The 26,130-nt window shown below is 73.9% G+C and carries 24 protein-coding genes and 1 pseudogene; 9 read left to right on the top strand and 16 right to left on the bottom strand.

Going from position 1 to position 26,130, the window contains the following annotated elements:
- The gene (locus ACZ56V_RS16005; protein ID WP_398910226.1) at window positions 1–654 is read right to left on the bottom strand and encodes an ATP-dependent Clp protease proteolytic subunit; all 654 of its coding nucleotides are present in this window, start codon (window positions 652–654) and stop codon (window positions 1–3) included.
- A gap of 202 nt (window positions 655–856) precedes the next feature.
- On the opposite strand from ACZ56V_RS16005, the gene ACZ56V_RS16000 reads away from it, so the two are divergent.
- The 5 genes from ACZ56V_RS16000 to ACZ56V_RS15980 all read left to right on the top strand — a co-directional run bounded on the left by ACZ56V_RS16000 (window position 857) and on the right by ACZ56V_RS15980 (window position 5,339).
- Window positions 857–1,339 (top strand): VOC family protein, encoded by a 483-nt coding sequence (locus tag ACZ56V_RS16000; RefSeq protein ID WP_398910224.1) that lies wholly within the window; start codon window positions 857–859, stop codon window positions 1,337–1,339.
- Window positions 1,340–1,454: 115 nt separating this feature from the next.
- Complete coding sequence (locus ACZ56V_RS15995) at window positions 1,455–2,252, top strand: VOC family protein (protein WP_467384062.1); 798 nt, start codon at window positions 1,455–1,457, stop codon at window positions 2,250–2,252.
- 31 nt (window positions 2,253–2,283) lie between these two features.
- Complete coding sequence (locus ACZ56V_RS15990) at window positions 2,284–2,985, top strand: ribonuclease H (RefSeq protein ID WP_398910220.1); 702 nt, start codon at window positions 2,284–2,286, stop codon at window positions 2,983–2,985.
- 98 nt (window positions 2,986–3,083) lie between these two features.
- Window positions 3,084–4,343, top strand: coding sequence for an FAD-dependent monooxygenase (locus tag ACZ56V_RS15985; RefSeq protein ID WP_467384064.1), 1,260 nt, complete (start codon window positions 3,084–3,086; stop codon window positions 4,341–4,343).
- 12 nt (window positions 4,344–4,355) lie between these two features.
- On the top strand, window positions 4,356–5,339 hold the full coding sequence (locus ACZ56V_RS15980; RefSeq protein ID WP_398910216.1) for an aldo/keto reductase: 984 nt from the start codon (window positions 4,356–4,358) through the stop codon (window positions 5,337–5,339).
- Between the two features lie 27 nt (window positions 5,340–5,366).
- Here the strand turns inward: ACZ56V_RS15980 and ACZ56V_RS15975 are convergent, their stop codons facing one another.
- Window positions 5,367–5,717 carry a hypothetical protein gene (locus ACZ56V_RS15975; RefSeq protein ID WP_398910215.1) on the bottom strand — a complete coding sequence of 117 codons (351 nt, stop codon included), beginning with the start codon at window positions 5,715–5,717 and terminating at the stop codon, window positions 5,367–5,369.
- Window positions 5,718–5,955: 238 nt separating this feature from the next.
- Here ACZ56V_RS15975 and ACZ56V_RS15970 point away from each other — a divergent pair, with 238 nt between their 5' ends.
- Window positions 5,956–6,378, top strand: coding sequence for a DUF6328 family protein (locus tag ACZ56V_RS15970; protein WP_241965406.1), 423 nt, complete (start codon window positions 5,956–5,958; stop codon window positions 6,376–6,378).
- Window positions 6,379–6,420: 42 nt separating this feature from the next.
- Here ACZ56V_RS15970 and ACZ56V_RS15965 read toward each other — a convergent pair whose 3' ends face one another.
- From ACZ56V_RS15965 to ACZ56V_RS15920, 10 genes and pseudogenes are all read right to left on the bottom strand, one after another.
- A complete protein-coding gene (locus ACZ56V_RS15965; protein ID WP_398910213.1) occupies window positions 6,421–6,849 on the bottom strand; it encodes an SsgA family sporulation/cell division regulator in 429 nt (142 codons plus the stop codon).
- Window positions 6,850–6,942: 93 nt separating this feature from the next.
- Complete coding sequence (locus ACZ56V_RS15960) at window positions 6,943–7,920, bottom strand: LLM class F420-dependent oxidoreductase (protein WP_398910211.1); 978 nt, start codon at window positions 7,918–7,920, stop codon at window positions 6,943–6,945.
- Between the two features lie 57 nt (window positions 7,921–7,977).
- Complete coding sequence (locus tag ACZ56V_RS15955) at window positions 7,978–9,609, bottom strand: serine/threonine-protein kinase (RefSeq protein WP_468942756.1); 1,632 nt, start codon at window positions 9,607–9,609, stop codon at window positions 7,978–7,980.
- Window positions 9,610–9,755: 146 nt separating this feature from the next.
- Window positions 9,756–10,715, bottom strand: coding sequence for a threonine/serine dehydratase (locus ACZ56V_RS15950; RefSeq protein WP_468942753.1), 960 nt, complete (start codon window positions 10,713–10,715; stop codon window positions 9,756–9,758).
- A 100-nt stretch (window positions 10,716–10,815) separates the two neighbouring features.
- A pseudogene (locus ACZ56V_RS15945) lies at window positions 10,816–11,494 on the bottom strand (AIM24 family protein).
- A gap of 58 nt (window positions 11,495–11,552) precedes the next feature.
- Window positions 11,553–12,857 (bottom strand): CAP domain-containing protein, encoded by a 1,305-nt coding sequence (locus tag ACZ56V_RS15940; protein WP_468942750.1) that lies wholly within the window; start codon window positions 12,855–12,857, stop codon window positions 11,553–11,555.
- An 85-nt stretch (window positions 12,858–12,942) separates the two neighbouring features.
- Complete coding sequence (locus ACZ56V_RS15935) at window positions 12,943–15,909, bottom strand: helix-turn-helix transcriptional regulator (protein ID WP_468942747.1); 2,967 nt, start codon at window positions 15,907–15,909, stop codon at window positions 12,943–12,945.
- 54 nt (window positions 15,910–15,963) lie between these two features.
- Window positions 15,964–16,317, bottom strand: coding sequence for a UBP-type zinc finger domain-containing protein (locus ACZ56V_RS15930; protein WP_398910200.1), 354 nt, complete (start codon window positions 16,315–16,317; stop codon window positions 15,964–15,966).
- Entirely contained in the window at window positions 16,314–17,789 is a 1,476-nt protein-coding gene (locus ACZ56V_RS15925) for an ATP-binding protein (RefSeq protein ID WP_468942744.1), read from the bottom strand. Before ACZ56V_RS15925 ends, ACZ56V_RS15930 begins: the two co-directional genes overlap by 4 nt.
- Entirely contained in the window at window positions 17,786–19,462 is a 1,677-nt protein-coding gene (locus ACZ56V_RS15920; RefSeq protein ID WP_398910196.1) for an NAD(P)/FAD-dependent oxidoreductase, read from the bottom strand. Before ACZ56V_RS15920 ends, ACZ56V_RS15925 begins: the two co-directional genes overlap by 4 nt.
- Window positions 19,463–19,672: 210 nt before the next feature.
- Between ACZ56V_RS15920 and ACZ56V_RS15915 the strand changes: the two genes are divergently transcribed.
- Complete coding sequence (locus ACZ56V_RS15915) at window positions 19,673–20,545, top strand: universal stress protein (RefSeq protein ID WP_467384077.1); 873 nt, start codon at window positions 19,673–19,675, stop codon at window positions 20,543–20,545.
- A gap of 16 nt (window positions 20,546–20,561) precedes the next feature.
- Here the strand turns inward: ACZ56V_RS15915 and ACZ56V_RS15910 are convergent, their stop codons facing one another.
- From ACZ56V_RS15910 to ACZ56V_RS15900, 3 genes are all read right to left on the bottom strand, one after another.
- The gene (locus ACZ56V_RS15910) at window positions 20,562–21,794 is read right to left on the bottom strand and encodes a DUF4032 domain-containing protein (RefSeq protein WP_398910192.1); all 1,233 of its coding nucleotides are present in this window, start codon (window positions 21,792–21,794) and stop codon (window positions 20,562–20,564) included.
- A 9-nt stretch (window positions 21,795–21,803) separates the two neighbouring features.
- The gene (locus tag ACZ56V_RS15905; protein ID WP_468942739.1) at window positions 21,804–22,550 is read right to left on the bottom strand and encodes an MBL fold metallo-hydrolase; all 747 of its coding nucleotides are present in this window, start codon (window positions 22,548–22,550) and stop codon (window positions 21,804–21,806) included.
- Window positions 22,551–22,627: 77 nt separating this feature from the next.
- Entirely contained in the window at window positions 22,628–23,260 is a 633-nt protein-coding gene (locus ACZ56V_RS15900) for an alpha-ketoglutarate-dependent dioxygenase AlkB (RefSeq protein WP_398910189.1), read from the bottom strand.
- Between the two features lie 128 nt (window positions 23,261–23,388).
- Here ACZ56V_RS15900 and ACZ56V_RS15895 point away from each other — a divergent pair, with 128 nt between their 5' ends.
- Window positions 23,389–24,012, top strand: a complete 624-nt coding sequence (locus tag ACZ56V_RS15895) for a TetR/AcrR family transcriptional regulator (protein WP_468942736.1) — start codon at window positions 23,389–23,391, stop codon at window positions 24,010–24,012.
- Window positions 24,013–24,035: 23 nt separating this feature from the next.
- The gene (locus ACZ56V_RS15890) at window positions 24,036–25,709 is read left to right on the top strand and encodes an FAD-binding dehydrogenase (protein ID WP_467384121.1); all 1,674 of its coding nucleotides are present in this window, start codon (window positions 24,036–24,038) and stop codon (window positions 25,707–25,709) included.
- Between the two features lie 32 nt (window positions 25,710–25,741).
- Here ACZ56V_RS15890 and ACZ56V_RS15885 read toward each other — a convergent pair whose 3' ends face one another.
- Complete coding sequence (locus ACZ56V_RS15885; RefSeq protein WP_467384083.1) at window positions 25,742–26,095, bottom strand: DUF488 domain-containing protein; 354 nt, start codon at window positions 26,093–26,095, stop codon at window positions 25,742–25,744.
- Window positions 26,096–26,130: the final 35 nt, after the last annotated feature.

Genomic DNA, 26,130 nt, shown 5'->3' with positions numbered 1-26,130 from the left:
TCACAGCCCCATCCGTCGCTTGGCGGCGGCCGGGCGCACGTCCGCGAGGGACTGCACGACCTGGTCCACCATTCCGTACTCCCTGGCCTCCTCGGCCGTGAACCAGCGGTCGCGGTCGCCGTCCCGGGAGATGGTCTCCGGGCTCTGGCCGGTGTGCTCGGCGGTGATCCGCTCGATGGTCCGCTTGGTGAACTCCAGGTTGTCCGCCTGGATCTCGATGTCCGCGGTGGTGCCGCCGATGCCCGCCGACGGCTGGTGCATCATGATCCGCGCGTTCGGCAGCGCGTAGCGCTTGCCGGCCGTGCCGACGCTCAGCAGGAACTGCCCCATGCTGGCGGCGAACCCCATGGCGAGCGTCGAGACGTCGTTGGGGATCAGCCGCATCGTGTCGTAGATGGCGAGCCCCGCGTGCACCGAGCCGCCGGGGCTGTTGACGTACAGGCTGATGTCGGTGCGCGGGTCCTGCGCGGACAGGATCAGCAGCTGGGCGCAGACCCGGTTCGCGGAGACCTCGTCGACCTGGGTGCCCAGCAGCACGATCCGCTGGTCGAGCAGCTGCTCGGCGAGCCGGTCGTCGAACCGGGTCGCGGGGGTGTCGCCCTCCTCGGCCCTCGGGTGTCGGGCCGGGGCCGGTCCGGCGATGAGTGGAGACATCGGCGCTCCTTGTCGAGTCGTGGTCAGCGGGAGAGGTGGTCGGGCCGCGGCCGATGGCGCCGCGGTTCCTCCACTCTCCGCCCGCCACGGCTCCCGCCGGGGCCTTCTCTGCCCGCGGCAGATTCGCCACCGGCAGAGCGATGAGTTCCGCGGTCCGGGCCGGTCGACAGTGGTGACCGAGTTCCGCTCCCTGGAGGTACTCATGAGCACCGACGGATTCACCACCTGCCTGTGGTTCGACGGCGACGCCGAGGACGCCGCCCACTTCTACGTCTCCGTCTTCAAGAACTCCGGCATCGGCGCCGTCACCCGCTACCCCGAGGGAGCACCCCAGCCCGCCGGCTCGGTGCTCACCGTCGAGTTCACCGCCAACGGCCAGAAGTTCGTCGGCCTCAACGGCGGCCCGCAGTTCACGTTCAACGAGGCGATCTCCTTCCAGATCACCTGCGAGGACCAGGACGAGGTCGACCACTACTGGACCAGGCTCACCGAGGGCGGCGGCGAGGACGGCCCCTGCGGCTGGCTCAAGGACCGGTTCGGCGTCTCCTGGCAGGTCGTCCCGCGCCGGCTCGAGGAGATGTTCCGGGACCCCGATCCCGCCAAGGTGGCGCGCGCCAACAAGGCCATGATGTCGATGCGCAAGCTCGACATCGCCGCGCTGGAGCAGGCGTACGCCGGTCAGTGACGCGCCGTCGGCGCGCGGGGCGCGGACGGGATGACTAGCGTGAGGAACCAGACCGTATCCGGTCATCTCGTCCCCCCACCGTTCGAACCACTCGTCCGCACAGGAGGCGGCAGCCATGGCCGTGCAACCCGAAGGGGCCCCTTGCTGGGCCGACGCGATGTTCACCGACGTCGAGGGAGCCAAGAGCTTCTACGGCGACGTCCTCGGCTGGACCTTCGGCGAGTCGTCGTCGGAGTTCGGCAACTACACCCAGTGCTACGCGAACGGCAAGGCGGTGGCCGCCGTGGTCCCGCCCCCGCCCGGCCACGAGGACCAGTCCCAGTGGTGCCTCTACTTCGCCTCCCCGGACGCGGCGGCGACCGCCGGGCGGATCCGCGAGGCCGGCGGGGAGCTGCTCCTGGATCCGATGCGGGTCGGCGACTTCGGCACCATGTGCCTGGCCCGGGACCCCAGCGGGGTCGTCTTCGGCGTCTGGCAGGGCGGCACCCACGAGGGCTTCGAGGCGACGGCCGTGCCCGGCGCCTACTGCTGGGCCGAGGTCTTCACCCGCGAGCCCGCGAAGTCGGACGCCTTCTTCCCCGCGGTCTTCTCCTACCGGGCCAAGCAGATGGAGGACGACCAGGTGGACTTCCGCCTCTTCGACCTCGGCGACCGCACCGTCCTGGGCCGCATGGCCATGACGGAGGACTTCCCGCCCGAGGTCCCGCCCTACATCAACGTCTACTTCACCGTCGGTGACTGCGACGACGCCGTGGCCCGCGCCACCAAGCTCGGCGGCATCCTGCGGTTCGGTCCGATGACGACCCCGTTCGGCCGGTTCGCGGCGCTGAGCGACCCGCAGGGCGCGAGCTTCTCGGTGATCGACATCACGACCACCGAGGGGGAGATGCCCAAGGTCGCGGACGTGTCCTGAACCCCGTCCGGACGCCCCGCCGGGCCATGGCATGATCGGACGCATGCGTGAACGTGCAGTGGCCGCGTGCGACGGGGCTTCGAAGGGAAACCCGGGTCCGGCCGGCTGGGCCTGGGTACTGGCCGACGCGTCGGAGAACCCGGTCCGCTGGGAGGCCGGCCCGCTCGGCAGAACCACCAACAACGTCGCCGAACTCACGGCCCTCGAGCGCCTGCTGGCGTCGACCGACCCCGGCGTACCGCTGGAGGTCCGCATGGACTCGCAGTACGCCATGAAGGCCGTCACCACCTGGCTGCCCGGCTGGAAGCGCAACGGCTGGAAGACCGCCGCCGGCAAACCGGTCGCCAACCAGGAGCTGGTCGTGCGCATCGACGAGTTGCTCGACGGCCGCTCGGTCGAGTTCCGTTACGTACCCGCCCACCAGGTCGACGGCGACCGGCTCAACGACTTCGCCGACCGTGCGGCCAGTCAGGCGGCCGTGGTCCAGGAAGCCGCGGGCAGCGGTCTCGGTTCGCCGGAGCCGCCGCCCGCACCGGACGTTCCGGCGGCCCGCAAGGCGCCGCGCCGGGCGTCGGGCGCGGTCCGCAAGGGCGGCGGCTCCTCGGCGCGCACCATCAAGGCGAAGTTCGCCGGGCGCTGCCTGTGCGGCCGCCCGTACGCGGCCGGCGAGCCCATCGCCAAGAACGACCAGGGCTGGGGCCACCCGGAGTGCCGCACGGTGGCCGCCGGATAAACCGCGCCCGCCCACGGCCGCGCGGCACCGGCCCGCGGCTCATCCCTTGTTACTCTGCGGTCCCGAATGACCGTTTTGAGTGCATACCAGGGGTGTGTGTGAAGGTCGCCTGTGTCGGCGGTGGGCCCGCCGGACTGTATCTGTCGATCCTGCTGAAGCGGCGGGACCCGTCCCACGACGTCACCGTCATCGAGCGCGACCCGGAGGGCTCCACCTACGGCTGGGGCGTCACCTACTGGCGCGGGCTGCTCGACCGGCTCCAGGAGCACGACCCCGAGTCCGCCCGCGCCGTCGAGGAGCACTCCGTGCGCTGGCGGGACGGCGTCGCCCACGTGGGCGACCTGGCCACCCGCCACCAGGGTGACGAGGGCTTCGGCATCGGCCGCCACCGGCTCCTCGCGATCCTCGCCGCCCGCGCCCGCGAGCTGGGCGTACGCCTGGAGTACGAGCACCCGGTCACCGGCGCGAACCCGCCCGCCGCCGACCTGGTGGTGGCGGCCGACGGTGCGGGCAGCGCGCTGCGCAACCGGCACGCCGAACACTTCGGCACCGAGATCACCGGCGGCCGCAACCCCTATGTGTGGCTCGGCACCACCAAGGTCTTCGACGCCTTCACCTTCGCCTTCGTCGAGACCCGCCACGGCTGGATCTGGGCGTACGGCTACGGCTTCGGCCCCGAGGGCAGCACCTGCGTCGTGGAGTGCGCGCCGGAGACCTGGACCGGACTCGGCCTGGACCGGGCCGACGAGGCCGAGGCACTGGTCCTGCTGGAGAAGCTCTTCGCCGACGTGCTGGACGGACACCCGCTCACCGCGCGGTCCGCCGGCCGGGCCGGCGCCCCGTGGCGCACCTTCCGCACCGTCACCAACCGCACCTGGTCCCGGGACAACCTCGTCCTGCTCGGCGACGCCGCCCACACCACGCACTACTCCGTCGGCGCGGGCACCACGCTCGCCCTGGAGGACGCCATGACACTGTCGGCGGCGCTGCACGAGCGGGACACCCTCCCGGACGCCCTCGCCCACTACGAACGCGCGCGCAGGGCGGCCCTGCTGCCGGTGCAGAGCGCGGCCCGGCTCAGCGCCCAGTGGTACGAGAACCTGCCCCGCTACATCCGTCTGCCGCCAGAGGAGATGTTCGCCCTGCTCGGCCAGCGCCACTCGCCGCTGCTGCCGTACCTGCCGCCCCGCCTGTACTACCGGATCGACCGGGCGGCCGGACGGCTGGAGACGCTGCGCCGGATCAAGCGCCGGCTGGGGCCCGCGATCGCGCGCACGGCCCAGGCACGCAGGCTCGCCACCGACGGGGAACCGGGCCGCTCCCGGCGTCCCGACGCGGTGCCCGCGCACCGCGGATGACACACTGACGCCATGGACGAGCGCACTTTCGGCAGGTCGGATCAGCACGCGTCGGTCGTCGGCCTCGGCACCTGGCAACTGGGCGCCGACTGGGGAGACGTCGACGACAAGGAAGCCCTCGCGGTCCTGGAGGCGGCGGCCGAGTCGGGGGTGACCTTCTTCGACACGGCGGACGTCTACGGCGACGGCCGCAGCGAGCAGACCATCGCGACCTTCCTCGCGAGCAGGCCCGACCTGCACGTGCTCGTCGCCACCAAGATGGGCCGCCGGGTCGACCAGATCCCGCAGAACTACGTCCTGGACAACTTCCGGGAGTGGAACGACCGCTCCCGCCGCAACCTCGGCGTCGACCGCCTCGACCTGGTGCAGCTGCACTGCCCGCCGACGCCGGTCTACTCCAGCGACGAGGTGTTCGACGCTCTGGACACCCTGGTCGAGGAGGAGCGCGTCGCCGCCTACGGCGTCAGCGTGGAGACCTGCGCGGAGGCGCTCACCGCGATCGCCAGGCCGCACGTGGCGAGCGTGCAGATCATCCTCAACCCGTTCCGCATGAAGCCCCTGCGTGAAGTCCTGCCCGCGGCCCGGGAGGCGGGCGTCGGCATCATCGCCCGGGTGCCGCTCGCGTCCGGCCTGCTGACGGGCAAGTACACCAAGGACACCGTCTTCGCGGCGAACGACCACCGGAACTTCAACCGGCACGGCGAGGCCTTCGACCAGGGCGAGACCTTCTCCGGCGTCGACTACGCCACCGGGGTGGAGGCCGCCGCCGAGTTCGCCGCGCTCGCCCCCGAGGGATACACCCCGGCCCAGCTGGCGCTGCGCTGGATCGTCCAGCAGCCCGGCGTGACGACCGTGATCCCGGGCGCCCGTTCGCCCGAGCAGGCCCGCGCCAACACGGACGCCGCCCGGCTGCCGGAACTGTCCGACGACACCCTCGCCGCGGTCCGCGACCTCTACGACCGCCGCGTCAAGGACCAGGTCGAGGGCCGCTGGTAGACGGCCGACGGGCGACGGGGCCTCGCCTCACGGCACCAGGAGCAACTGCCGTTCCCGCTCCTGGTCGCCCGAGGCCACTCCGTCGTCGCGTGCGGTGAAGGCGCGGGACAGCGTCTCGCTCGCCGCCTCCACGGCCTGCGGAGTGCCCTGGACGGTGACCGTCACGGGCGCGGACAGCGTGCCGTCCGCTGCCCGCGGGGGCGCGTCCGCGGCCTGCGGGGTGCCGGGGGAGCCGAAGGTCGCGGTGCGCACCGTCGCCCCCTCGTCGGAGGGCGGGCCGTCGGGAGCCCCGAAGACCCCCTCCAGGGCGCGGACGATCGCCCGCGCGTCGTCGATGCCGCCGCCGTCGAGCGTCACGGTGAGCTGAGTGTCGGACATCCTTCGCCTTCCTTGCCACGCGTCGGTCGGTCCCGGCCCGTGTAACCCTCCCCCGATCAGCCAAACCGGCGGTCGCCGCGCCGGCCCGGCGCCTGAGTGGAGGGATCCCGGGAACAGGGAAGGGGACGCAGGCGATGGCCCACGGGAGGAAGACGTGACGCACTCGGACTCGGAACCGGCCGAGGGACAGGTTCGCCGCAGGGGCCGCAACGAGACCGAGGAGGAGCGGGCGGACCGGATGTGGACGGAGCTGATCCAGGAGGTCCGCGTCGCGCAGATGGGCGTGCAGATCCTGTTCGGCTTCCTGCTGACGGTCGTGTTCCAGCCGAAGTACGAGAGCCTCTCGGACACCGATCAGATGATCTACCTGATCACGGTGGTCCTCGGCGCCGTGACGACCGGTGCCCTGATCGGCCCGGTGTCCCTGCACCGCCTGGTCTCCGGACGGCGGGTGAAGCCCCAGGCCGTGCGGTGGGCGTCGCGGCTGACCGTGCTCGGCCTGGTGCTGCTGCTCGCCACGACGGCCTGCTCGCTGCTGCTGATCCTGCGCGTCGCGACCCACGACGGTTTCGTGCCCTACCTCGTCACCGGAGTGGTGCTCTGGTATCTGCTGTGCTGGTTCGGGATCCCGCTGTGGACCCGGCACCGCCACACCCGCTGAGCAGCCGCGGTCCGCGGTCCCGCGGCTGTCACCCCTCCGCCGTCACCCCTCCGCCGTCAGCTCGGCGAGGAAGTCGTCGACGTGTACGCGTTCCCGCCCCGGCCGGACCACCGTGTGCGTCTCGCGCAGGAAGGCGTCGACGGCCGCGGCCCACGCGAACACCACGGCACGGTGGCGGCCTCCGTCGGCCCGGTCGTCGCCCAGGAGTTCGATGCGCAGCTCGTCCCACATCCCCCGGGACTCCGGCCGCAGCCGCACGTCGCCCACGCCCACCGGACGGGTGAGCCCCTCGGCGACCATCTCCCGGTCCAGCGCCCAGCGGGCCAGCACCCGGCCGTCGTGGCTGAAGACCACGGTGAGGGCGAACGGGTCCGCCGCGTCGTACCCGAAGTGCGCGAGCACGGGGAACCGGTGGGCGGTGTCGCCCGCCTGGAGCTGCACGACCAGGGTCTTGTGCACGGCGGTGTTCACGAGGGCCTCCAGGAGGACGGACGTAAAGCCTCCTAGTACCCCGCACAGCGGCAAGATGCTCAGCCATCCGGGTGATTCGCCTGTCCCGGGGTTTCAGTCGCGGCCGAACTCCTCGCGCAGCGCGGGCAGCAGGGTCTTCTCCGACCAGTCCAGGAAGGCGGGTTGCGACTCGCCGCCGATCTGCACCAGGGCGATCTCGGTGAACCCGGCCTCGACGTAGGGGCGCACGGCTGCCACGAAGGCGTCCGGGTCGTCGCCGCACGGGATGGACTCGGCGACGTCGTCGGGCGTCACGAACTGCGTGGCCGCCTCGAAGGAGTCCGGGTGCGGCAGTTCGGAGTTGACCTTCCAGCCGCTGCCGAACCACCGGAACTGCGCGTGGGCCCGCTTGATCGCCGTGTCCCGGTCGGGGTCGTAGGAGACGGGCAGTTGGCCCACGCGCGGCTTGCCCGTTCCGCCGTGCCGGTCGAAGGACTCCAGCAGCCCCGCCTTCGGTTCGGTGGCGATCACCAGGTCGGCGGACTCGCCCGCCAGCTTGCAGGAACGCTCGCCGGAGACGGCGATGCCGATGGGCGGCGCGCTCTCCGGCAGGTCCCACAGCCGGGCCGACTCCACGTCGAAGTGCGTGCCGCGGTGGTTGACGTGACCGCCCGCGAACAGTCCGCGGATGATCTCCACGGCCTCCTGGAGCATCTCGTGCCGTACGTCGACGGACGGCCAGCCGCCGCCCACCACGTGCTCGTTGAGGTTCTCGCCCGATCCGAGACCCAGCCGGAACCGGCCCCCGGACAGCAACTGAAGCGTCGCCGCCTTCTGCGCCACCACCGCCGGGTGGTAGCGGAACGTCGGACACGTCACGTACGTCATCAGCGGGATGCGGGAGGTCGCCTGCGCCGCGGCGCCCAGCACGCTCCACGCGTAGGGGGCGTGGCCCTGTGAGCGCAGCCAGGGGAAGTAGTGGTCCGAGGTCACCGAGAAGTCGAAGCCCGCCTCCTCGGCCCGCACCAGATGGCCGACGAGTTCCCGCGGGCCGGCCTGCTCGGTCATCATCGTGTATCCGATGTGTGCCATGGCGGCCGAGTCCCCGCACGGGCCGAGGGAAAACAGGTGGAAACGGCGCGGAAGGGGTCAGCTCGCATCCTCCCGGAAGGTCGCCAGGAAGGCGGCGAGCGCCCGCTCGTTCGCGGTGTCGTCCCAGTCGCCCGCCGGAGTCGTCCAGCGCAGCGAGAAGCTGCGTCCGCCGCCGAGCAGGAAGCCGCGGCCGAAGGTGTGGACCCGGGTGCCGTCGCCCCCGGCCAGCCACTCCATGTCGGCCGCCGCACGCCCCCGGTAGGTGGTCGCGCGGATCTCGCCGATCCGTCGGTAGTCGTCCGAGCGTGCGAGGTCCGGCTCGACGTCGTCGCGCCAGACGGCCACCGGGTCCGTGCCCGCGCTCCTGCTGTAGGTGACGGCGAGGGTGCGCGGGTCGCCGGACGCGCCGAAGACCACCCGGTACGCGCCGTCCGGCACCCGCGAGGTGTCCAGTCGGCGCCAGCTGCCGGGAAGGGCGACGGAGAAGCCCTCCGGCGCCTCGTAGCGGCGGAACCCGGCCGGAACGGGGACATCCGGCCGCGACGGTGAGGCGCTCGGGCTCGGGCTGACGGCGGGGGAGGAGGGCGGCGCGGAACCGGAACCGGGGCCGGGACCGGAGTCGGAGTCGGAGCCGGTGGGCGGGGCGGCGGGCGACGAGGAGCGCTGCCGGGCGTCCGGGGCGGCGCCGTCGTCCGTGCCGGGGAGCCCGTCGGTGACGGTGAGGACCGCCAGGACGGCGACCGCGACGGTCACGAGGGCCAGGGCCGTCCCGGCCGCCATGGCCCGCCGCGACCGGTCGCGGCCGGCCCGCCGGGCGGCGGCGTACACACCGCGCAGCCCCGGCCGGGTGGCCACCTCGGTCACGGGGGTGCCGGGTTCCTCCGTCAGCGCCCGGGTGAGGGCCGCGCGCACCACCGGGCGGGTCAGCCGCTCCCGGGAGTTCTTGCGCAGCAGTCCCTGCACGGCCCGGGCGAGCGGACCGGCGCGCACCGGCGTGCGCAGCGGCAGCCGGTCCACCCCCCGCAGCGTGGCCTCCGGCCGGCCCCGGTCCCGGAACGGCGGCCGGCCCTCGACCATCGTGTAGAGGATCGCGCCCAGCGTCCACAGGTCGGCCGCGGGCCCGATCCGCTCGTCGCGGGCCTGCTCGGGCGAGGCGTACGCGGGTGCGGTCAGCCGCGGGGCGAGGGTGGCGCCGGCCAGCCCGAAACCGGTGACGACGACGGAGCCCTCCTCGCGCACGAACACCTGCCCCGGGCTCAGCTCGCCGTGCGTCACGCCGTGGGTGTGCGCCGCCTCCAGCACCGCCAGCAGCTCCAGGCCGACGCGCGCGGCCCGGGCGTGGTCGAACGCGCCCCGGCGGTCGAGGAGGTCACCGAGCGGAACACCGGCGACCCATTCGGTCACCGTCCACAGCATGCCGTCCGCGACCACCGCGTCGAGCACCACGGCGATCCGCCCGGGGCACAGCGAGGCCATGGTCCCGCCGGTGCGGATCACCCGGTCCGGGGCCCGGCGGACGGCCTCACCGGGCCCTGCCTCCGGCAGCGCGATCTGCGTGACCAGGCACGGGCGGCCCGTCGTCGCGTCCTCCCCGGACCAGCAGACACGGTTCGTCTCGCGCTGGACGACCTCGAACAGGCGGTAGCGCCCGGCGACCAGCTCGTGTGGGGAGACGTGCGCCCTGCCCATGGCCCTCCCTCGTTCGCACCGCCGGCTCTCTGCTCGACCAGAGGTACGTCGGGGGGACGGGGATGCGTTCAGCGAACGCGCCCGGCGGCCCCGTTTCTGACCCTTCTTCAAAAACGGGGCCCGCCGGGGCCGCACCAGGTCCCGCGTCAGCGCAGTCCGAAACGGTCCGCCCACACCGCCATGTCGGCCACCGTGGCATTGCCCCCGCACACCACGAGCCCGATCCGGGCGTCGCCGCCCACCCGCTCCACGACCCGCCGGGCCGCCGGGAGCAGACAGCCGGCGGCGGGCTCGGTCCACACCTTCGCGTGCTCGGCGAGTGCCAGCGAACCCCGCACCGCCTCCCGGTCCGGCACCACGAGCACCTCGCTGACCAGCTCCGCCACATGGTCGTACGTCACCTGGGAGACGGCCGGCGCGCTGAGCGTGGTGACGACCGAGGACAGGGGCACCGCGAGCGGCCCGCCCGCCGCGAGCGCCCGGGACATGGCCTCGGCGCCCTCGGTCTCCACGCCCCAGATCCGCACCCCCGGCCGCAGCGCCCGCAGCGCCGCCGCCACGCCCGCGATCAGCCCACCGCCGCCGATGCTCACCAGCACGTCGGTGAGGTCCGGGGCGTCCTCGGCGAACTCCAGTCCCACGGTGCCCTGTCCGGCGATCACCACGGGGTCGTCGAAGGGGTGGACCAGGGTCAGCCCCTCCTCACGGAGCCGGGCGACGAGCGCGAAGGCACTGTCCATGCCGTCGGTGAGCCGCACCATCGCGCCCGCCTCCTCCGCGATCTCCACGGAACGGGCCGGAGCCGTACGCGGCATGACCACCGTGGCCTTCACGTCGAGGGCGGCGGACATCACCGCCACCGCGATGCCGTGGTTGCCGCCGCTGACCGCGACGACACCGGCGGCCCGCTCGGCCTCGGTCAGCGACAGCAGCTTCGCCGTGGCACCGCGCGCCTTGAACGAGCCGGTGCGCTGGAGCAGCTCCAGCTTCGCGGTGACCGGGACGCCGAGCAGCGCGGACAGCCCCGGGCTGGGCACGGTCGGGGTGCGTACGACATGTCCGGCGATCCGCTCGGCCGCGGCTTCGATCTCCGTGATCCCGATCAAGGCACTCTTCCTTCCGGCGCGGGCGGTGATCCGCGCCCCCTCGCACCCTTTCGCGCGACGCACCCAAGGTCAACACGGATCCCGGGGGAGGAAGAAGGGGTCAGTGCTGCTGCGTCTTCTGCGGCGTCGCCTCACTCGGCCGCACGACGACGAAGCCCTCGCCCTGGAGCAGCAGCTGGACCGCCTCGCCCGAACCGCCGCGCAGCATCGAGCCGATCGACTGCGAACGGTGCAGGGAGGTCGAGAGCCCCGCGGACCAGCCGACGATCGCGTCCGTGTCGACGTAGACCGGGTACTGGTGCGAGACCGGGATGACGAGCGGATTGCCCTCGCACACCAGGCCCAGCCGGCCGTGTCCGGTGAAAACGCTGTTGAACAGTCCGCCACCGGCGATGCCCGATCCCTTGACGGTGGCGATGCGGTAGGACAACGAGGCGTCGAAGCACAGGACGTTGCGGCCGTTGACGGTGAACTCGTCTCCCGGCTCCACCTCGACGATGAAACAGTTCTGGGCCTCGTTCGCGAACCAGGCCTCGCCCTGTCCGCGCACCGCCATCAGCGGCAGCCCCTCGCCGGTGACCCGCGCGCTTGAGCATGCCGCCCACGCCCTGACCCTTGCGTTCGAACTGGAGATCGCCCCGGTAGGCGATCATCGCGCCCTGCCGGGCGAGCATCTCGCCGTTCACCGCGTAACGGATGCACTTGGAGTTCTGGACGGTCATGCCCGGCGCTGTGGCGGGCTGCACCATGTGCTCGCTGGAAAAGAGGTCACCCTTCATGACGGCATCCTGTCCCGGAGTGTCCCGTTCCGCCAAGATCCGGGGCCGGTGGACGCGTTCAGCCCCCGAAGAGCTGGGTCCAGTACGTGCCCGCCCGGCCGCCGCCGGCCAGCCCGACACCGATGTGGGTGAAGTCGGCCTTGAGGATGTTGGCCCGGTGCCCCGGGCTGTTCATCCAGCCCTCGACCACGTCGGCGGGGGAGCGCTGGCCGCAGGCGATGTTCTCGCCGACCGTGCGCCGGGCGGCGCCCGCGGCGGCGGCCCGGTCCCAGGGCCTGCCGCCGTCCGGATCGGTGTGGGAGTAGAAGTCGCGGGCCATCATGTCCGCGCTGTGCGCCTGCGCCGCGGCGGTCAGCCGGGCGTCGGCGGACAGGGCGGGCAGCCCCGCCCCCGCCCGCGCCCGGTTGGTGAGGGCGACGACTTCCGACGTCGTACGGGCCAGGCCGTCCGGGGTGAGCGGCACCGCCCACACCGCCGTCCAGTACGTGTCGCCCGCGGGCCCGCCGGTGGCGTGCGCCCACCCGGCGTGCGTGAAGCGGCCGTCGTGCAGCGTGCGCCGGGTGCGCTCGGTGCGCAGGCAGTACGCGACGAACTCGGCGGGCGTGCGCGGGCCCGAGACCAGGTGCTCGCCGACGGTGAGATACGCGAACCCGGCCGAGACGACACGCTGGTGGACCGAGACGCCGTCCCGCGTCTCGACACTCAGGGTGCCCGCGGCGGCCATGGCGGCGGCGTGCGCCCGGGCCGCGGCGAGCAGCCGGGAGTCGGCCCGCACCGAGGGCGAACCGGCTGCGGCGCGGGCCGGGTTGACCAGCCCCAGGAAGCCGTCGGACTCGGCCCCCGGCGTGACCGGGTCCGGCCCCGCGGCGGACTCCGGGGGCGCCTCGTCGGTCACCTCCACGCCGAAGTCCCGGGCGAGTCCGGCGAGTCCGTCCGCGTACCCCTGCCCCAGGGCGCGCACCTTCCAGCCCTCGCCGCGCCGGTAGAACTCCACGAGCAGCAGCACGGTCTCCTGCCCGGCACGCGCGGGGGTGAACCGGGTGACGGCCCGGCCGCGGGCGTCGGTGACATGGGCGGTGGGGGAGGGGAGCGCGCTCAGGGCGGTGCCGGGGTCCGACGGGCCGACCGCCACCGTCACCCGGGTGGCGCCCGGCCGCAGCCGCGCCGGATCGACGGTGAGCGTGTCCCCCCGCAGCCTCGCGCCGGGCGCCTCCGGCTGGTTGTAGAAGACGAAGTCCTCGTCGCTCCCGACCTTGCCGTCGTCGTCCGTGACGAGCGCCGACACGTCGAAGCCGGCGGGCACCCGTATGCTCACGGGGCCGCCCGGCAGAGGGACGTTGCCCCCGGGGACCAAGTCGCTCATCGTGCCGTCCTGTGTCGTGGTGCGCGCTCCGGGTACCGGTGCCGGGTCAACGTCCGCCCGGCGGCGGGGGTTCCCGGGGCCGGCCTCAGTGCGACGACGTCGGCTCCGGGGCGATCAGGCCCTGCCGGTGGGCGACCGCGACCGCCTCCGTGCGGCTGGCCGCGTTCAGCTTGGCGAGGATGTTGGACACGTGCACGCTGGCGGTCTTGGCGCTGATGAACAGCTCCTCCCCGATCCGGCGGTTGCTGTGCCCCAGCGCGAGCAGCCGCAGCACGTCCTGCTCACGGGCGGTCAGCGCCGCGGCGCCCGCTCCGGCCGGTGCCGGGCCCGTGAGCCGGCCCCGGCGGGCCAGGTCGTCGAGCCGCTCGCGCAGCACCGTCGCGCCGAGCCGGTCGGCCTCCCGGCGTACGGCGTCGGCCTCGGCGGCCGCCTCCTCGCGGCGGTCGGCGGCCAGCAGGGTCTCGGCCAGCCGCAGCCTGCACCGCGCCCGTTCGTAGGCGTCGCCGTACGTGAACGCGGCCACCGCCTTCTCCCACGCCGCCGGGTCCGGAGCGGCGTCGGCGACCCGGGACCACTCGGCCTCCGCGCGCGCCAGCCACGCCTGGCCCTCCGGGCCCTGCGGGTCGTCGTCGTAGCCGTGCGCGGCGGACCAGCGGGCGTCGGCCAGCAGTTCGGCCGCCGTCTCCTTCCAGCGGGCCACCCCGGCGTCGTCCCCGGCCCGGCGCAGCTCGCTCACGGTGTCGGCGACGGCGGACAGCGCGAGGGTGGCGAGGCGGAGGGTCACGGTGGGCCGGGTGCCCGCCTCGGTGAGCGTCTCGACGCTGGACCGCATCCACCGCACGGCGTCCTCCGCGTCCCCGCGCAGCGCCGCCGCGTCGGTCAGCACGATGCCCGCGACCATCCGCGCCATCCAGTCGAACGGCCCGCTCAACAGGGCGCGTGCCCGGTCGGCCGCCCCCGAGTCACCGCGCGCCAGCGCCACGTACAGCCCGGGCCCGAGGGCGTGGCCGTCCAGGGCCGGCCGCTCCCCGGCGTCCCCGGCGGACTCGCGCAGCACCTCGTCCCAGTGGCCCAGCGTGTACCGCACCAGCAGCCGCAGATACCGCATCTCCCGCGGGTACGGCGAGGACAGCAGCCCGGAGCGGCGGGCCCGGTCCAGTCCCTCCGACGCCCAGGGCAGGCACTCCTCCAGGTCGCCGGACTCGAAGCAGCCGATGGCGAGGTTGAACAGCGCCCGCAGCTCCACGGGCGCGTTGCCCGCCCGCCGCGCCAGCTCGCGTGCCTCCAGGAGCCGCTCCCGGCCCTCGGGGGTGGCGCGGTTGTGGCCCTCCAGGCTCGTCAGGGAGATCAGCAGATCGGCGCGGGCGTCGGTGACCCCCAGCTCCTCGGCGGCCCCCAGCGCCCGGCGGGCCACCCGCAGCGCCGTCTCGTTCTCACCGACCTGGCGGGCCGCCGTCACATGCGTGGCCGCCGCCCACACCCACGTCGACGAGGGCGGCTCGGCGGGGATCAGGCCCAGCGCCTCGCTGCTGTGGGCGTACGCGGACTCCAGGTTGTCGACGCTCAGCAGATTGCCGGCCAGGGTGTAGCGGACGCGGGCGGCCAGCTCCAGGTCCGCGTCCTGGCCGAGGCCCGCCAGCGCGGAGCGGGTGAGGGAGACCGCGCGGTGCAGTTCACCGGCGTGCACGGCGGCCGCCGAGGCGCGCAGCGTCAGCGTCACCGCGTCGGGTCCGGCGGGACGCGCGGCGGCGTCGACCACCGTCCACAGGTCGAGCGCCGCCTCGACGTGCCGCAGCTCCTCGGCGGGCGCGCCGACCCGCTGGGCGTGGTCGGCGGCCTCCAGGGACGCGGCGAGCGCCTCCGGCAGGTCGTGGCTCTCGCGGGAGTGGTGCGCGCGTTCGGCCGCGTGGTCCGACCGGCGGTCCGGACCGGCGAGCAGCCGGGCGAACGCGCCGTGCAGCCGGGCCCGTTCACCGGGCAGCAGGTCCGCGTAGACCGCCTCCCGGGCGAGGGCGTGCCGGAAGGAGTAGGCGCCCCCGTCGCCGGAGACCAGCAACTGCCGCTCCACCGCCTCGCGCAGTGCCGACTCCAGCTCCTCCTCGGGCAGCCCGACGGCGTCCCGCAGCAGGTCGTGCCCCACCCGGCGGCCCGCCACGGCGGCGGTGCGCAGCACCTGCTGGGCGGTCTCGGACAACTGCTCGAAGCGGATGAGCAGGACGTCGGCCAGCCCGCTGGGGACGCCACCGGCCGGCGCGTCCGTGGCGGCGACCAGCTCCTCGGCGTAGAAGGCGTTGCCCTCGGCCCGTTCGACGATCCGGCGCACGGTGGTGTCCGGCAGCCGCCGCTGCCGCAGCGAGCGCACCAGCCGGGCCACGTCGGCGTCCGGCAGCGGACGCAGCTCCAGCCGCTCCACGCCGGGCAGGCGCACCAGCTCGGCCAGCAGCGGGCGCAGCGGGTGGCGGCGGTGCAGGTCGTCCGCCCGGTAGGAGGCGAACAGCGCGAGCCGGTGGCCGGGCGCCCCGCCCGCCGGACGCTGCAGGACTCCCCGGCTGAGCAGGAACCTCAGCAGGTCCCGGGAGGACTGGTCGGCCCAGTGCAGGTCCTCCAGGACCAGCAGCAGCGGTGCGACGTCCGCCAGGTCGGTCAGCAGGGCGGCCACGCCCTCGAAGAGCCGCAGCCGCGAGGGCGCGGCGTCGGTCCCGTCGTCCGGGCCGCCGCCGAGCAGCCGGTCGGCCACCGGATGCCCGGCCAGCACGGCGGCGAACCGCTCGTCGGCGGCGAGCAGGCCCAGGATCTCGGTGAACGGCAGATACGGCAGACCCACGTCGCCCAGGTCCACGCAGTGACCGGTGAGCACGGTCGTCCCGGCCGCGGCGGCCCGCCCGGCGACCTCGTCCAGGGTCCGGGTCTTGCCGACCCCGGCGTCCCCGGCGACCAGGACCGCGCGGGCCTCGCCGGCGCGGGCGCGCTCCAGTACGCCGGTGAGACGCGCGAGTTCGTCCTCGCGGCCGACGAGCGGGCTGGTGAGTGAGGTCTGCGACACGCCGCCCATCCTGACACGCGGGCCGGGCGGCGAGCCTCCCCGTTCCCCGGCCCCGCGGCCGGGTCAGCGGTGGAGGGCGGCCGCCCAGTTGGCCGGGACCCGGCCCGCCGGGCCGGGCGACGGCTGGTCGGCCGGGTGGCTGCCGGGCGGGGCGAGGTCCGGGCCCGACTCGCGGACCTCGTTGGTCGCGTAGTCCCAGTACCAGTCCTCGCCCGGCTCGAAGCTCTGCACCACCGGATGCCCGGTGGACCGGTAGTGGCCGGTCGCGTGCTGTCCCGGCGAGCTGTCGCAGCAGCCGACGTGGCCGCAGCTCGCGCAGCGCCGCAGGTGGAACCACCAGCCGCCGGCCGCGTCGCACTCGGCGCAGCCGGTGCCGCTCGGCGGAACGGTGGGGTCGATTCCGGTGTCGCTGGTCATACCGGCTCCTCGGTCGGATCGGCTGGATCGGTCGGATCGGCTTCCGCGGCGGTGAGCGGCAGGAGCACCTGGAAACGGGTGTCGCCCGGCACGGACTCGACCTGGAGGCTGCCGTGGTGCTTGTTGACCACGATCCGCCAGGAGATGTCCAGACCGAGCCCGGTGCCCTCGCCCACCGGTTTGGTGGTGAAGAACGGGTCGAAGATGCGCTCCCGGATCTCCGGCGCGATCCCGGTGCCGGTGTCCCGGAACTCCACCAGCAGCCGGTCGTGGTGGAGCGCCGTCCGCACGGTCAGTGTCCCCTCACCGCCCGCGCCGTTCACCGCGGCGACCGCGTTGTCGATCAGGTTGGTCCACACCTGGTTCAGCTCCGCCGGATACGCCGGGACCGGGGGCACCGTACGGTCGTACTCCTTGACGACCTCGATCCGCGGGCCGATCTTCCCGGAGAGCATCAGCAGGGTGCTGTCGAGGAGTTCGTGGACGTCGACCGTGCGGTGGGGTGCCCGGTCGAGCTGCGCGTACTGCTTGGCCGCGTCCACCAGGTGCGAGATGCGGGCGGTGGAGTCCGCGATCTCGTTCATCAGCAGCTCGGTCTCGACCGTGTAGTTGAGCCAGCCGACCGCTCCCGGCAGGATCTCCGCGTCCACGGCCGCCGCGACCTGCTCCAGCCACTCGGTGTCCAGACCGGCCTGCACGAAGGTCGGCGCCAGCTGCCAGCCCTGCTCGATCCCGTGGTCCTCCAGCCAGTCGCCGAGGGCGTCCTCCCGGTCGGCGGCCTCCAGCGGGCTGAGCGAGGGCGCCTTGGCGACTCGCTCCGCCGTGCGCTCCTGTATCTCGATGAGCCCCGCGAGCGCGTCGCGGGAGAACGGGCCCTCGGCGATCACGGCGAGCTTGTGCCGCATCTTCGCCACCCGCTCCCGCAGCGTCGAGGTGGCCCGCACCGCGGCCGCCGCAGGGTTGTTCAGCTCGTGGGTGAGACCCGCGGACAGCGATCCCAGCGCCAGCAGCCGCTCGCGCTGGCCGATGGCGCGCTGGGTGTTCTTGGACCCGAAGAACAGCCCCTCCAGCAGATGCACCGCCATCGGGAACCACTCCCGCATGACGGCCGCGAAGGTGTCGGCAGGGAGCACGAAGAACCGCGTCGGCTCGGTGACCCGCATCGAGTTGTTGTAGACCTGCGGCACCCGGTCGCCGACGTACGCCTGCATCGCGCCCGCGTACACCCCGCGCTGCGAGGTGCGGTTGGTCTCCACCTCGTCCCCGCCGACCCGGCGGGTCAGCACGACCGTCCCCTCCAGCATCACGTAGAAGCAGGTGGCGTCCTCGCCCTCCGCGTACACGGGGCCCGGGTCGAACAGCTCCACCCGGCCCTCGGCGCACAGCCGGCCCAGCTGCTCGGGCGTCAGCCCCTCGAACAGGAACAGCTTCCCGATCTTCTCGGGGCTGCACGGCATCGGCCGCCCGCTCACGACTGCTCCAGGTACCGGTGGACGAGCATCACGGCCATGGCTCCCTCTCCGACGGCGGACGCGACCCGCTTGGCGGACTCCGCGCGGGCGTCGCCCGCCACGAACACGCCCGGGACGCTGGTCTCCAGGTGGTACGGCGGCCGGTCCAGCTCCCAGTCGGCCGGTGGCCGCCCGTCCGGCGTGAGGTCCGGCCCGGCGAGGATGAAGCCGCGCTCGTCCCGCAGCACCGTGCCGTCCAGCCAGTCGGTCAGCGGGGCCGCGCCGATGAACACGAACAGCCACTGCGCGTCGACGAGTTCGGTGCCGCCGCCGACCGCGTCGCGCAGGGTCAGACGCTCCAGGTGGCCGTCGCCGTGCGCGCTCTCGACGACGGTGCCGCAGCGCACGTGGATGTTGGGCGTCTCCTCGATCTGCTGGATCAGGTAGTACGACATCGACGCCGCCAGGGAGTCGCCGCGCACCAGCAGCGTCACGGACTTGGCGCCCCTGGCCAGGTACATCGCCGCCTGCCCGGCCGAGTTGGCACCGCCGACGATGTACACGTCGTGGCCCTGGCAGGAGGCCGCCTCGGTCAGCGCCGAGCCGTAGAACACCCCGCAGCCGGCCAGGTCGTGGGTGCCCGGCGCGGTCAGCTGCCGGTAGGACACGCCGGTCGCCAGGATGACGCTGTGCGCGGCGATCTCCGAGCCGTCCGAGAACCGGACCACCCGCGCCGCGCCGTTCGCCTCCAGGCCGGTCACCTCCCGTGCGGTGAGGATCTCGGCGCCGAACTTCGCCGCCTGCCGCCGGGCCCGCTCGGTGAGCTGGCCGCCGGAGACACCGTCGGGGAAGCCCAGGTAGTTCTCGATGCGGGAGCTCTGCCCGGCCTGCCCGCCCGTCGCCGACCGCTCCACCAGGACCGTCCGCAGCCCCTCCGAGGCCCCGTACACGGCCGCGCCGAGCCCCGCCGGGCCGCCGCCGATCACCACCAGGTCGTAGAAGTCGGCCGTCGGCGTGGTCGCCAGGCCCACCCGCGCGGCCAGGTCGGGCGCCTCCGGCTCCACCAGCGGGGTCCCGTCCGGCGTGATCACCACCGGAAGCCGCTGTCCGTCCTGCCCGGCCGCCGACAGCAGCCGCCGCCCCTCCGGCTCGTCCGCGGAGTACCAGCGGTAGGGCACCTGGTTGCGGGCCAGGAACTCCCGGACCTCCGAGGACCGCGCCGACCAGCGGTGCCCGACGACCTTGGTGCTGGGCACCGGACGGTGGTCGCCGGTGCGCCAGGCCTGCAGCAGGTCGTCCAGGACCGGGTAGAGCTTCTCCTCGGGCGGGTCCCAGGGCTTGAGCAGGTAGTGGTCCAGATCGACGACGTTGATCGCGTCGATCGCCGCGTTGGTGTCCGCGTACGCGGTCAGCAGCACCCGCCGGGCGCCCGGATACACGTCCAGGGCCTGTTCCAGGAACTCGATGCCGTTCATCTGCGGCATCCGGTAGTCGGCGAGGATCACGGCCACCAGGTCGCCGCGCAGTTTCAGTTCCCGCAGTGCGCCGAGCGCCGACTCGCCGGACTCCGCGCGCACGATCCGGTACGTGGCCCCGTAGCGCCGCCGCAGGTCGCGGGCGACGGCACGGGAGACCCCCGGATCGTCGTCCACGGTCATGATGACGGTCCGTGTCTCCCCGTCGGCCTGTGCCATACGTCCCCCACGTCGAGCGGCCGGATTCACGGCACGGCGTCCCCGTCACCGCACCGGCCTGCGGCCATCGTATGTTCGATCGCCGGTCCTCGCTCGGGCGGCGGGGGGACACCACCGGCGTGCGTCCGCTCCCCCCGTGCGGCCGTGCGGAGGGCTTGGGGAAGACTGGGCCGCGAGAACGACGTTCCCGCGACCCAGGGAGGGACCCGTATGACGCGCCCGATCACGGCAGGCTCGGACGGTTCGGAGGAGAGCCTGGCCGCACTGGCCTGGGCGGCGAGGGAGGCGGTCCGCCGCCGGGCCCCGCTGCACGTCGTGCACGCCTGGCGGTTCCAGGGGCAGGGCGCGGCCGGCACGGTGGACCGGGAGACGCAGGAGGCCTGGGCGCGCGATGCCCTCGCCCAGGCGGTCGGGACGGTCACCGAACGGCACCCCGACCTCACGGTGACCACCGACGTCCGCGAGGGCGACGCCGTCGCGGCGCTGCTCGCCGCCGCGGCCGGGGCCGAGACGCTGGTCCTCGGCTCGCGCGGCCACGGGGCGGTCGTCGGCTTCCTGCTCGGCTCGGTCGGCCGGCAGGTGATCGCCGAGGCGACCCGGCCGGTCGTCCTCGTGCGGGCCGGTGACGAGGCCGCCGCCGAGGCCGCGGGCCGCGAGGTCGTCGTGGGCCAGCAGGGCGAGCCGGAGGACAGCGCCGACGTCATCGGATTCGCCTTCGAGGCGGCCGCCGCGCGGGGGGCCACCGTGCGCGCCGTGCGGGCCTGGGCCCTGCCGACGGTCTTCACCTACAGCCCCGGCTCGATGGCGCTGGCCGACGAGGCCGGGGGCCTGGAGCAGTACGAGTACAAGGCGCTCGGCGAGGCGCTCGCACCGTGGCGCGAGCGCTTCCCCGACGTCCCGGTGGTCGAACACGTGGAGATGGGCAGCGCGGGCCAGGTGCTGCTGTCGGTGTCCGCGAACGCCCAGCTGATGGTCGTCGGCCGCCGCGCCCGCCGTACGGCCGTCGGCGCCCGGATCGGCTCGGTGGCGCACGGCGTGCTGCACCACGCGGGGTGCCCGGTGGCGGTGGTCCCGCACACCTGAGCCCTGGCCGCGCCGCTCAGTCCGCCGTGGGCCGCAGGGTCTCCCGGGCCGTGGGCAGGATGTTGACGAGGTAGTCCTCGACGGCCGTGTCCAGGCCGATGTCGTGCTGGGCCCGCTCGGACAGGTACCAGCGGTGCTCCAGCAGCTCGTGGTAGATCTCCGCCGGGTCCATCGCCCCGCGCAGCTCCAGCGGCACGGCGCGCACGGTGGGCCTGAAGACCTCGCGCACCCAGCGGTGGGCGAGTACCTCCGGGCGGGCGCCGAGGGGATCGCCCGGGGCGTAGTCGTCCTGGGTGGCCATCCAGCTCTCCAGGTCGTTCAGCAGCCGCCTGGCCTGGTTCTCCTCGGCGTCCAGGCCGGTCAGGCGCAGCAGCTGGCGCTGGTGGTGACCGGCGTCGACGACCTTGGGCACGAAGGTGACGGTGTCGCCGTTGGAGGCGTGCTCGATCTGCATCTCGGCCACGTCGAAACCGAGGTCGTTCAGGCGCCGGATCCGGCGCTCGATGTAGTGGTACTTGCCCGCCGGATAGACGGAGGTGCGGGTCAGCTCCTCCCACAGGCTCCGGTAGCGGGCGCAGATCTCGGTGCCGAAGTCGACGGGGTCGACGGAGGGGTGCAGCGCCCCCGAGGCCTCCAGGTCGAGCAGTTCCCCGCTGATGTTCACCCGGGCGAGGTCGAGGTCGTAGTCGCGCTGGCCCTCGCTCAGCCGCGGGTGCAGTTCCCCGGTCTCGGCGTCGACCAGGTAGGCGGCGTAGGCGCCCGCGTCGCGCCGGAAGAGGGTGTTGGACAGCGAGCAGTCCCCCCAGGCGAACCCGGCCAGGTGCAGCCGGACCAGCAGCACCGCGAGGGCGTCCATCAGCCGGTGCATGGTCGCCGGGCGCAGCGTCGTCTCGAACATCGACCGGTACGGCTGCGAGCCGCCCAGGTGCCGGGTGACCAGCACCGGTTCCAGCGCCTCACCGGCGGCGTCGGAGCGGCCGGTGACCACGGCCAGCGCGTCCACCGCCGGGATGGCGAGCCGGTCCAGGTCGCGCAGCAGCTGGTACTCGCGCAGCGCGGGCCGCTCGGCCAGCTCCTTGACGGCGATCACCTCGTCCCCGGCGCGCGCGTAGCGGACCACGTGCCGGGAGATGCCGCGGGGCAGGGGCACGAGGCACTCCTCGGGCCACTGCTCCAGCGGCAGCTGCCAGGGCAGTTCGAGCAGGAGCGCGGGGTGCTCCGGATTGGTGGCGCTGATCTGCAAGGCCATGCCCCGACTCTAGAACGCCCGTTCCCGGGCCAGGTCCGCGGCGTCCTTCACCGGCCCCCGGTGGACCGGACCGTGGCCCGGCAGCAGCACGTCCCCCGCCAGCCCGGCGATGACGTCGAGCGAGGCGATCGCGCGCGTCCGGTCGTGGTGGAACAGGTCGGGCAGCAGCTGCGGTCCCTCGATCCGGGAGATGGCGTGCCCGCTCACCAGCGCGTCGCCGGAGATCACCACCCCCGCGTCGGGGAGGTGGTAGACGCAGTGGCCGTCGGTGTGCCCGGGGGTGTGCACCGGCACGGGCCGGCCGGGCAGGTCGAGGGCACCGTCCGCCGGGAAGGGCGCGGGAGCGGTCACCGGGTGCTGTTCGGTGCCGCCGGTGCGCAGCACGTGCGCCATCCACGGCAGTACGCCGGGGCGCCAGGCGTTGCGCAGCACCGTGCCGACCGACACCTGCTGGAGGAAGTCCCGCCGCGCGTGCGGCACCTCGGCCTCGTGCAGCAGGACCGGGGTGCCGTGGGTGGCGCGCAGGTACTCGGCCGAGCCCAGGTGGTCGTTGTGGGCGTGGGTGATCAGCACGGCCACCACCGCCTCGGGTGAACTCCCGACGGCGGCCAGTGAGTCGAGCAGTGCCCGGCGGTCGCCGGGGTAGCCGGTGTCGACGAGGGTCACCGCGTCGCCGTCGGTGAGGATGACCCAGTTGGTGTTGCCGCCGTGCACCAGGTAGGTGCCGTCGGCCACTTGCCGTACGTCCGCGCTCATGGTCTCCCGCGTTCCAGGTCGGATGCCCCCGCGCGGAACAGCCAACCAGAAACCGTGCGCGGGCGGTCGACCGGCCCTCAGCGCACGCCGTGCGGGCGGAACTGGACGCTGATGCGGGGCCCGGCGGCGCGGGTGCTCTTGGGGACGCAGTGCTCCCAGGTGCGCTGGCAGGAGCCGCCCATCACGATCAGGTCGCCGTGGCCCAGCGGGCGGCGCACGGTCCGCCCGCCGCCGCCGCCCGCCGGGCGCAGCAGCAGGTCCCGGGGCGCGCCCACCGAGAGGATGGCGACCATCGTGTCCTGGCGGGCGCCGCGCCCGGTCCGGTCCCCGTGCCAGGCGACGCTGTCCCGGCCGTCGCGGTAGTGGCACAGGCCCGCGGTGGTGAAGGGCTCGCCCAGCTCCTCGGCGTAGTGGGCCGACAGCGCGTCGCGCGCCTCGGCCAGCAGGGGGTCCGGCAGCGGGTCGGCCGCGCCGTAGAACGCCAGCAGCCGGGGCACGTCGACGACGCGCTCGTACATCTCCCGCCGCTCCGCGCGCCAGGGGACCTCGGCGGACAACCGCTCGAACAGCGCGTCGGCGCCGCTCAGCCACCCGGGGAGCAGGTCGATCCAGGCTCCGGCGCCGAGGTGGGTGCGGCGCAGTCCGTCGAGCGGGCCCAGCCGGACCTCGTCGGTCTGGTCGAAGAGCGAGCCCTGGAGGTGCGTGGTCATGGGACCAGCCTACTCCTTGTTCGAAAATGTGTTCTAACCGCTCGTGAGCCTCTCTTCCGTGGCCGCCTCTTTCGATACGCCGATGTATCCGATACATTCGCGCATCGCACCGAGCGAAGGGGCCGGACATGACGGCGAAGGCGACCACCGGGCGGGTGACCAGGCGGCGCGTGCGCACCCGCGCGAACCTCCTGGACGCCGCGTTCGCGGTGTTCGCCGCCAAGGGCTTCGGGCGGGTGTCGATCGAGGAGGTCTGCGAGGCCGCCGGGTACAGCCGGGGCGCCTTCTACTCCAACTTCGACAGCCTCGACGAGCTGTTCTTCGCCCTCTACGAGCAACGGGCCGACCTGATCGCCGAACAGGTGACCGCCGCCCTCGCCGCCGACGGACCCGACCTGGACGTGCCCGCCGCCGTGGAGCGCGTCACCGAGGTGCTGCTCCTCGACCGCGACTGGCTCCTGGTGAAGACGGACTTCCTGGTGCACGCCGCCCGCGACCCGGAGGTCGCCCGGGTCCTGCTGGAGCACCGGGCCCGCCTCAGGCGCGCGATCGCCGACCGGCTCGCCCGGGCCCGCGGACACACCGCGCTGCCCGCCGTCCTCGGCGACGCCGGGGAAGCCGCGCACGCCGTGGTCGCCGCCTACGACGGGGTCACCACCCGACTGCTCCTGGACCGGGACGTGGCAGGCGCCCGGGTCTGGCTGGGACAGCTGCTCACCGCGCTGCTCGCCGACGGCAGCACGCGTCAATGACAGAACAGGAAGGGACGGTCGCCATGGATGCCGACGTCATCGTGGTCGGAGCGGGTCTGGCGGGCCTGGTCGCGGCCCACGAGCTGACCAGCCGGGGCAGGAGGGTCGCCCTGGTGGACCAGGAGAACGCGGCCAATCTCGGCGGGCAGGCCTTCTGGTCCTTCGGCGGCCTCTTCCTCGTCGACTCCCCGGAGCAGCGCCGGCTCGGCGTCAAGGACTCCTTCGACCTGGCCTGGAACGACTGGCAGGGCAGCGCCGGCTTCGACCGGACCGAGGACGAGGACTCCTGGGCGGTGCGCTGGGCGCGGGCGTACGTCGAGTGGGCGGCGGGGGAGAAGCGGTCCTGGCTGGCCGGGCACGGCATCACCTTCCTGCCCACCGTCGGCTGGGCCGAGCGCGGTGACCTGAGGGCGGGCGGGCACGGCAACTCGGTACCCCGCTTCCACATCGCCTGGGGCACCGGCACGGGGGTCGTCGAGCCCTTCGTGCGATACGCGAAGCAGGCCGTGCGGGACGGGCTGCTCACCGTTCACCACCGCCACCGCGTCGACCACCTGGTCGTCGAGGGCGGCACCGCGCGCGGGGTGCGCGGCACGGTCCTCGCGCCGGACGACTCACCGCGCGGCGTCGCCTCCAGCCGCGAGGCGGCCGGTGAGTTCGAACTCACCGCCCAGGCCGTCGTCGTCACCTCCGGCGGCATCGGCGCCGACCACGACATCGTCCGCCGCCACTGGCCCGAGCGTCTGGGCACCCCGCCCGCCGAGATGGTCACCGGCGTCCCCGCCTACGTCGACGGGCGGATGCTCGACATCAGCGCCGAGGCGGGCGCCCGCCTGGTCAACCGGGACCGGATGTGGCACTACACGGAGGGCGTGCGCAACTGGGACCCGATCTGGCCCGGTCACGGCATCCGCATCCTGCCCGGGCCGTCCTCCATGTGGTTCGACGCGCTCGGCCGCCGGCTGCCCGAGCCGTACCTGCCCGGCTACGACACCCTGGGCACCCTGCGCCATCTGCGCACGGCCGAGGGTCTCGCGGAACACGACCACTCCTGGTTCGTCCTCACCCGGAGGATCATCGAGAAGGAGTTCGCGCTCTCCGGCTCCGAGCAGAACCCCGACATCACCGCCAAGGACCGCGCCGGCTTCCTGCGCGAACGCGTGCTGGGCCGGGGGGCACCGGGCCCGGTGGACGCGTTCCTGCGCAACGGCGCCGACTTCGTGACCGCGCCGGACCTGGAGCAACTGGTCGAGAAGATGAACCGGTTGACCGACGAGCCGCTCCTGGACGCCGCGGCGCTCCGGCGCCAGATCGAGGCCCGCGACCTGCAGTTGGCCAACCCCTACGCCAAGGACGCCCAGGTGCAGGGCATCCGCAACGCCCGCCGCTACATCGGTGACCGCCTCGGCCGGGTCGCCACCCCGCACCGCATCCTCGATCCCGCGGCGGGTCCGCTGATCGGCGTCAAACTGCACATCCTCACCCGCAAGACCCTCGGCGGCATCCAGACCGACCTCGACTCCCGTGCCCTGGGCGCCGACGGCACCCCGGTCGAGGGCCTGTACGCGGCCGGTGAGGTGGCCGGATTCGGCGGGGGAGGGGTGCACGGGTACAACGCGCTGGAGGGCACCTTCCTCGGCGGCTGCCTGTTCTCCGGACGGGCGGCGGGCCGGGCCGCGGCACGGCAGACCGCCTGAGCGACGCGCGCCCGTCGGCCGCTCCGCGCCCCTCAGCCCTCGTCGAGGAGGCGGAGCAGCACGGCGGCGTGGCTCTCGCCGGGCGACTTGGCCGCGGTCAGCAGCGTCACATCGCCCGCCCCGGCCATGTCCCGTACGCGGTCGAGGAGTTCGCTCGCCTCCGGGGCGGTCAGCTCCGCCTCGTACCGGCGCGCGAACTCCTCGTACGAGCCCTCGCCCGCGTGGTACCAGCGGCGCAGCCCGGTCGACGGGGTGAGCCCCTTGGGCCACTCGTCCACCCGCGCCGCGTCCTTCGACACGCCCCGGGGCCACAGCCGGTCCACCAGGACCCGCACGCCGTCGTCCGGCTCCGGCGGGTCGTAGACGCGTCGTACGCGCACGCTCATGGCGGTCCTCCCACGGCCGACGATGCTGCTGCCGG

The organism is Streptomyces sp. NPDC034099, from assembly GCF_055575415.1.
This window is presented reverse-complemented; position numbering and strand designations above follow the sequence as displayed.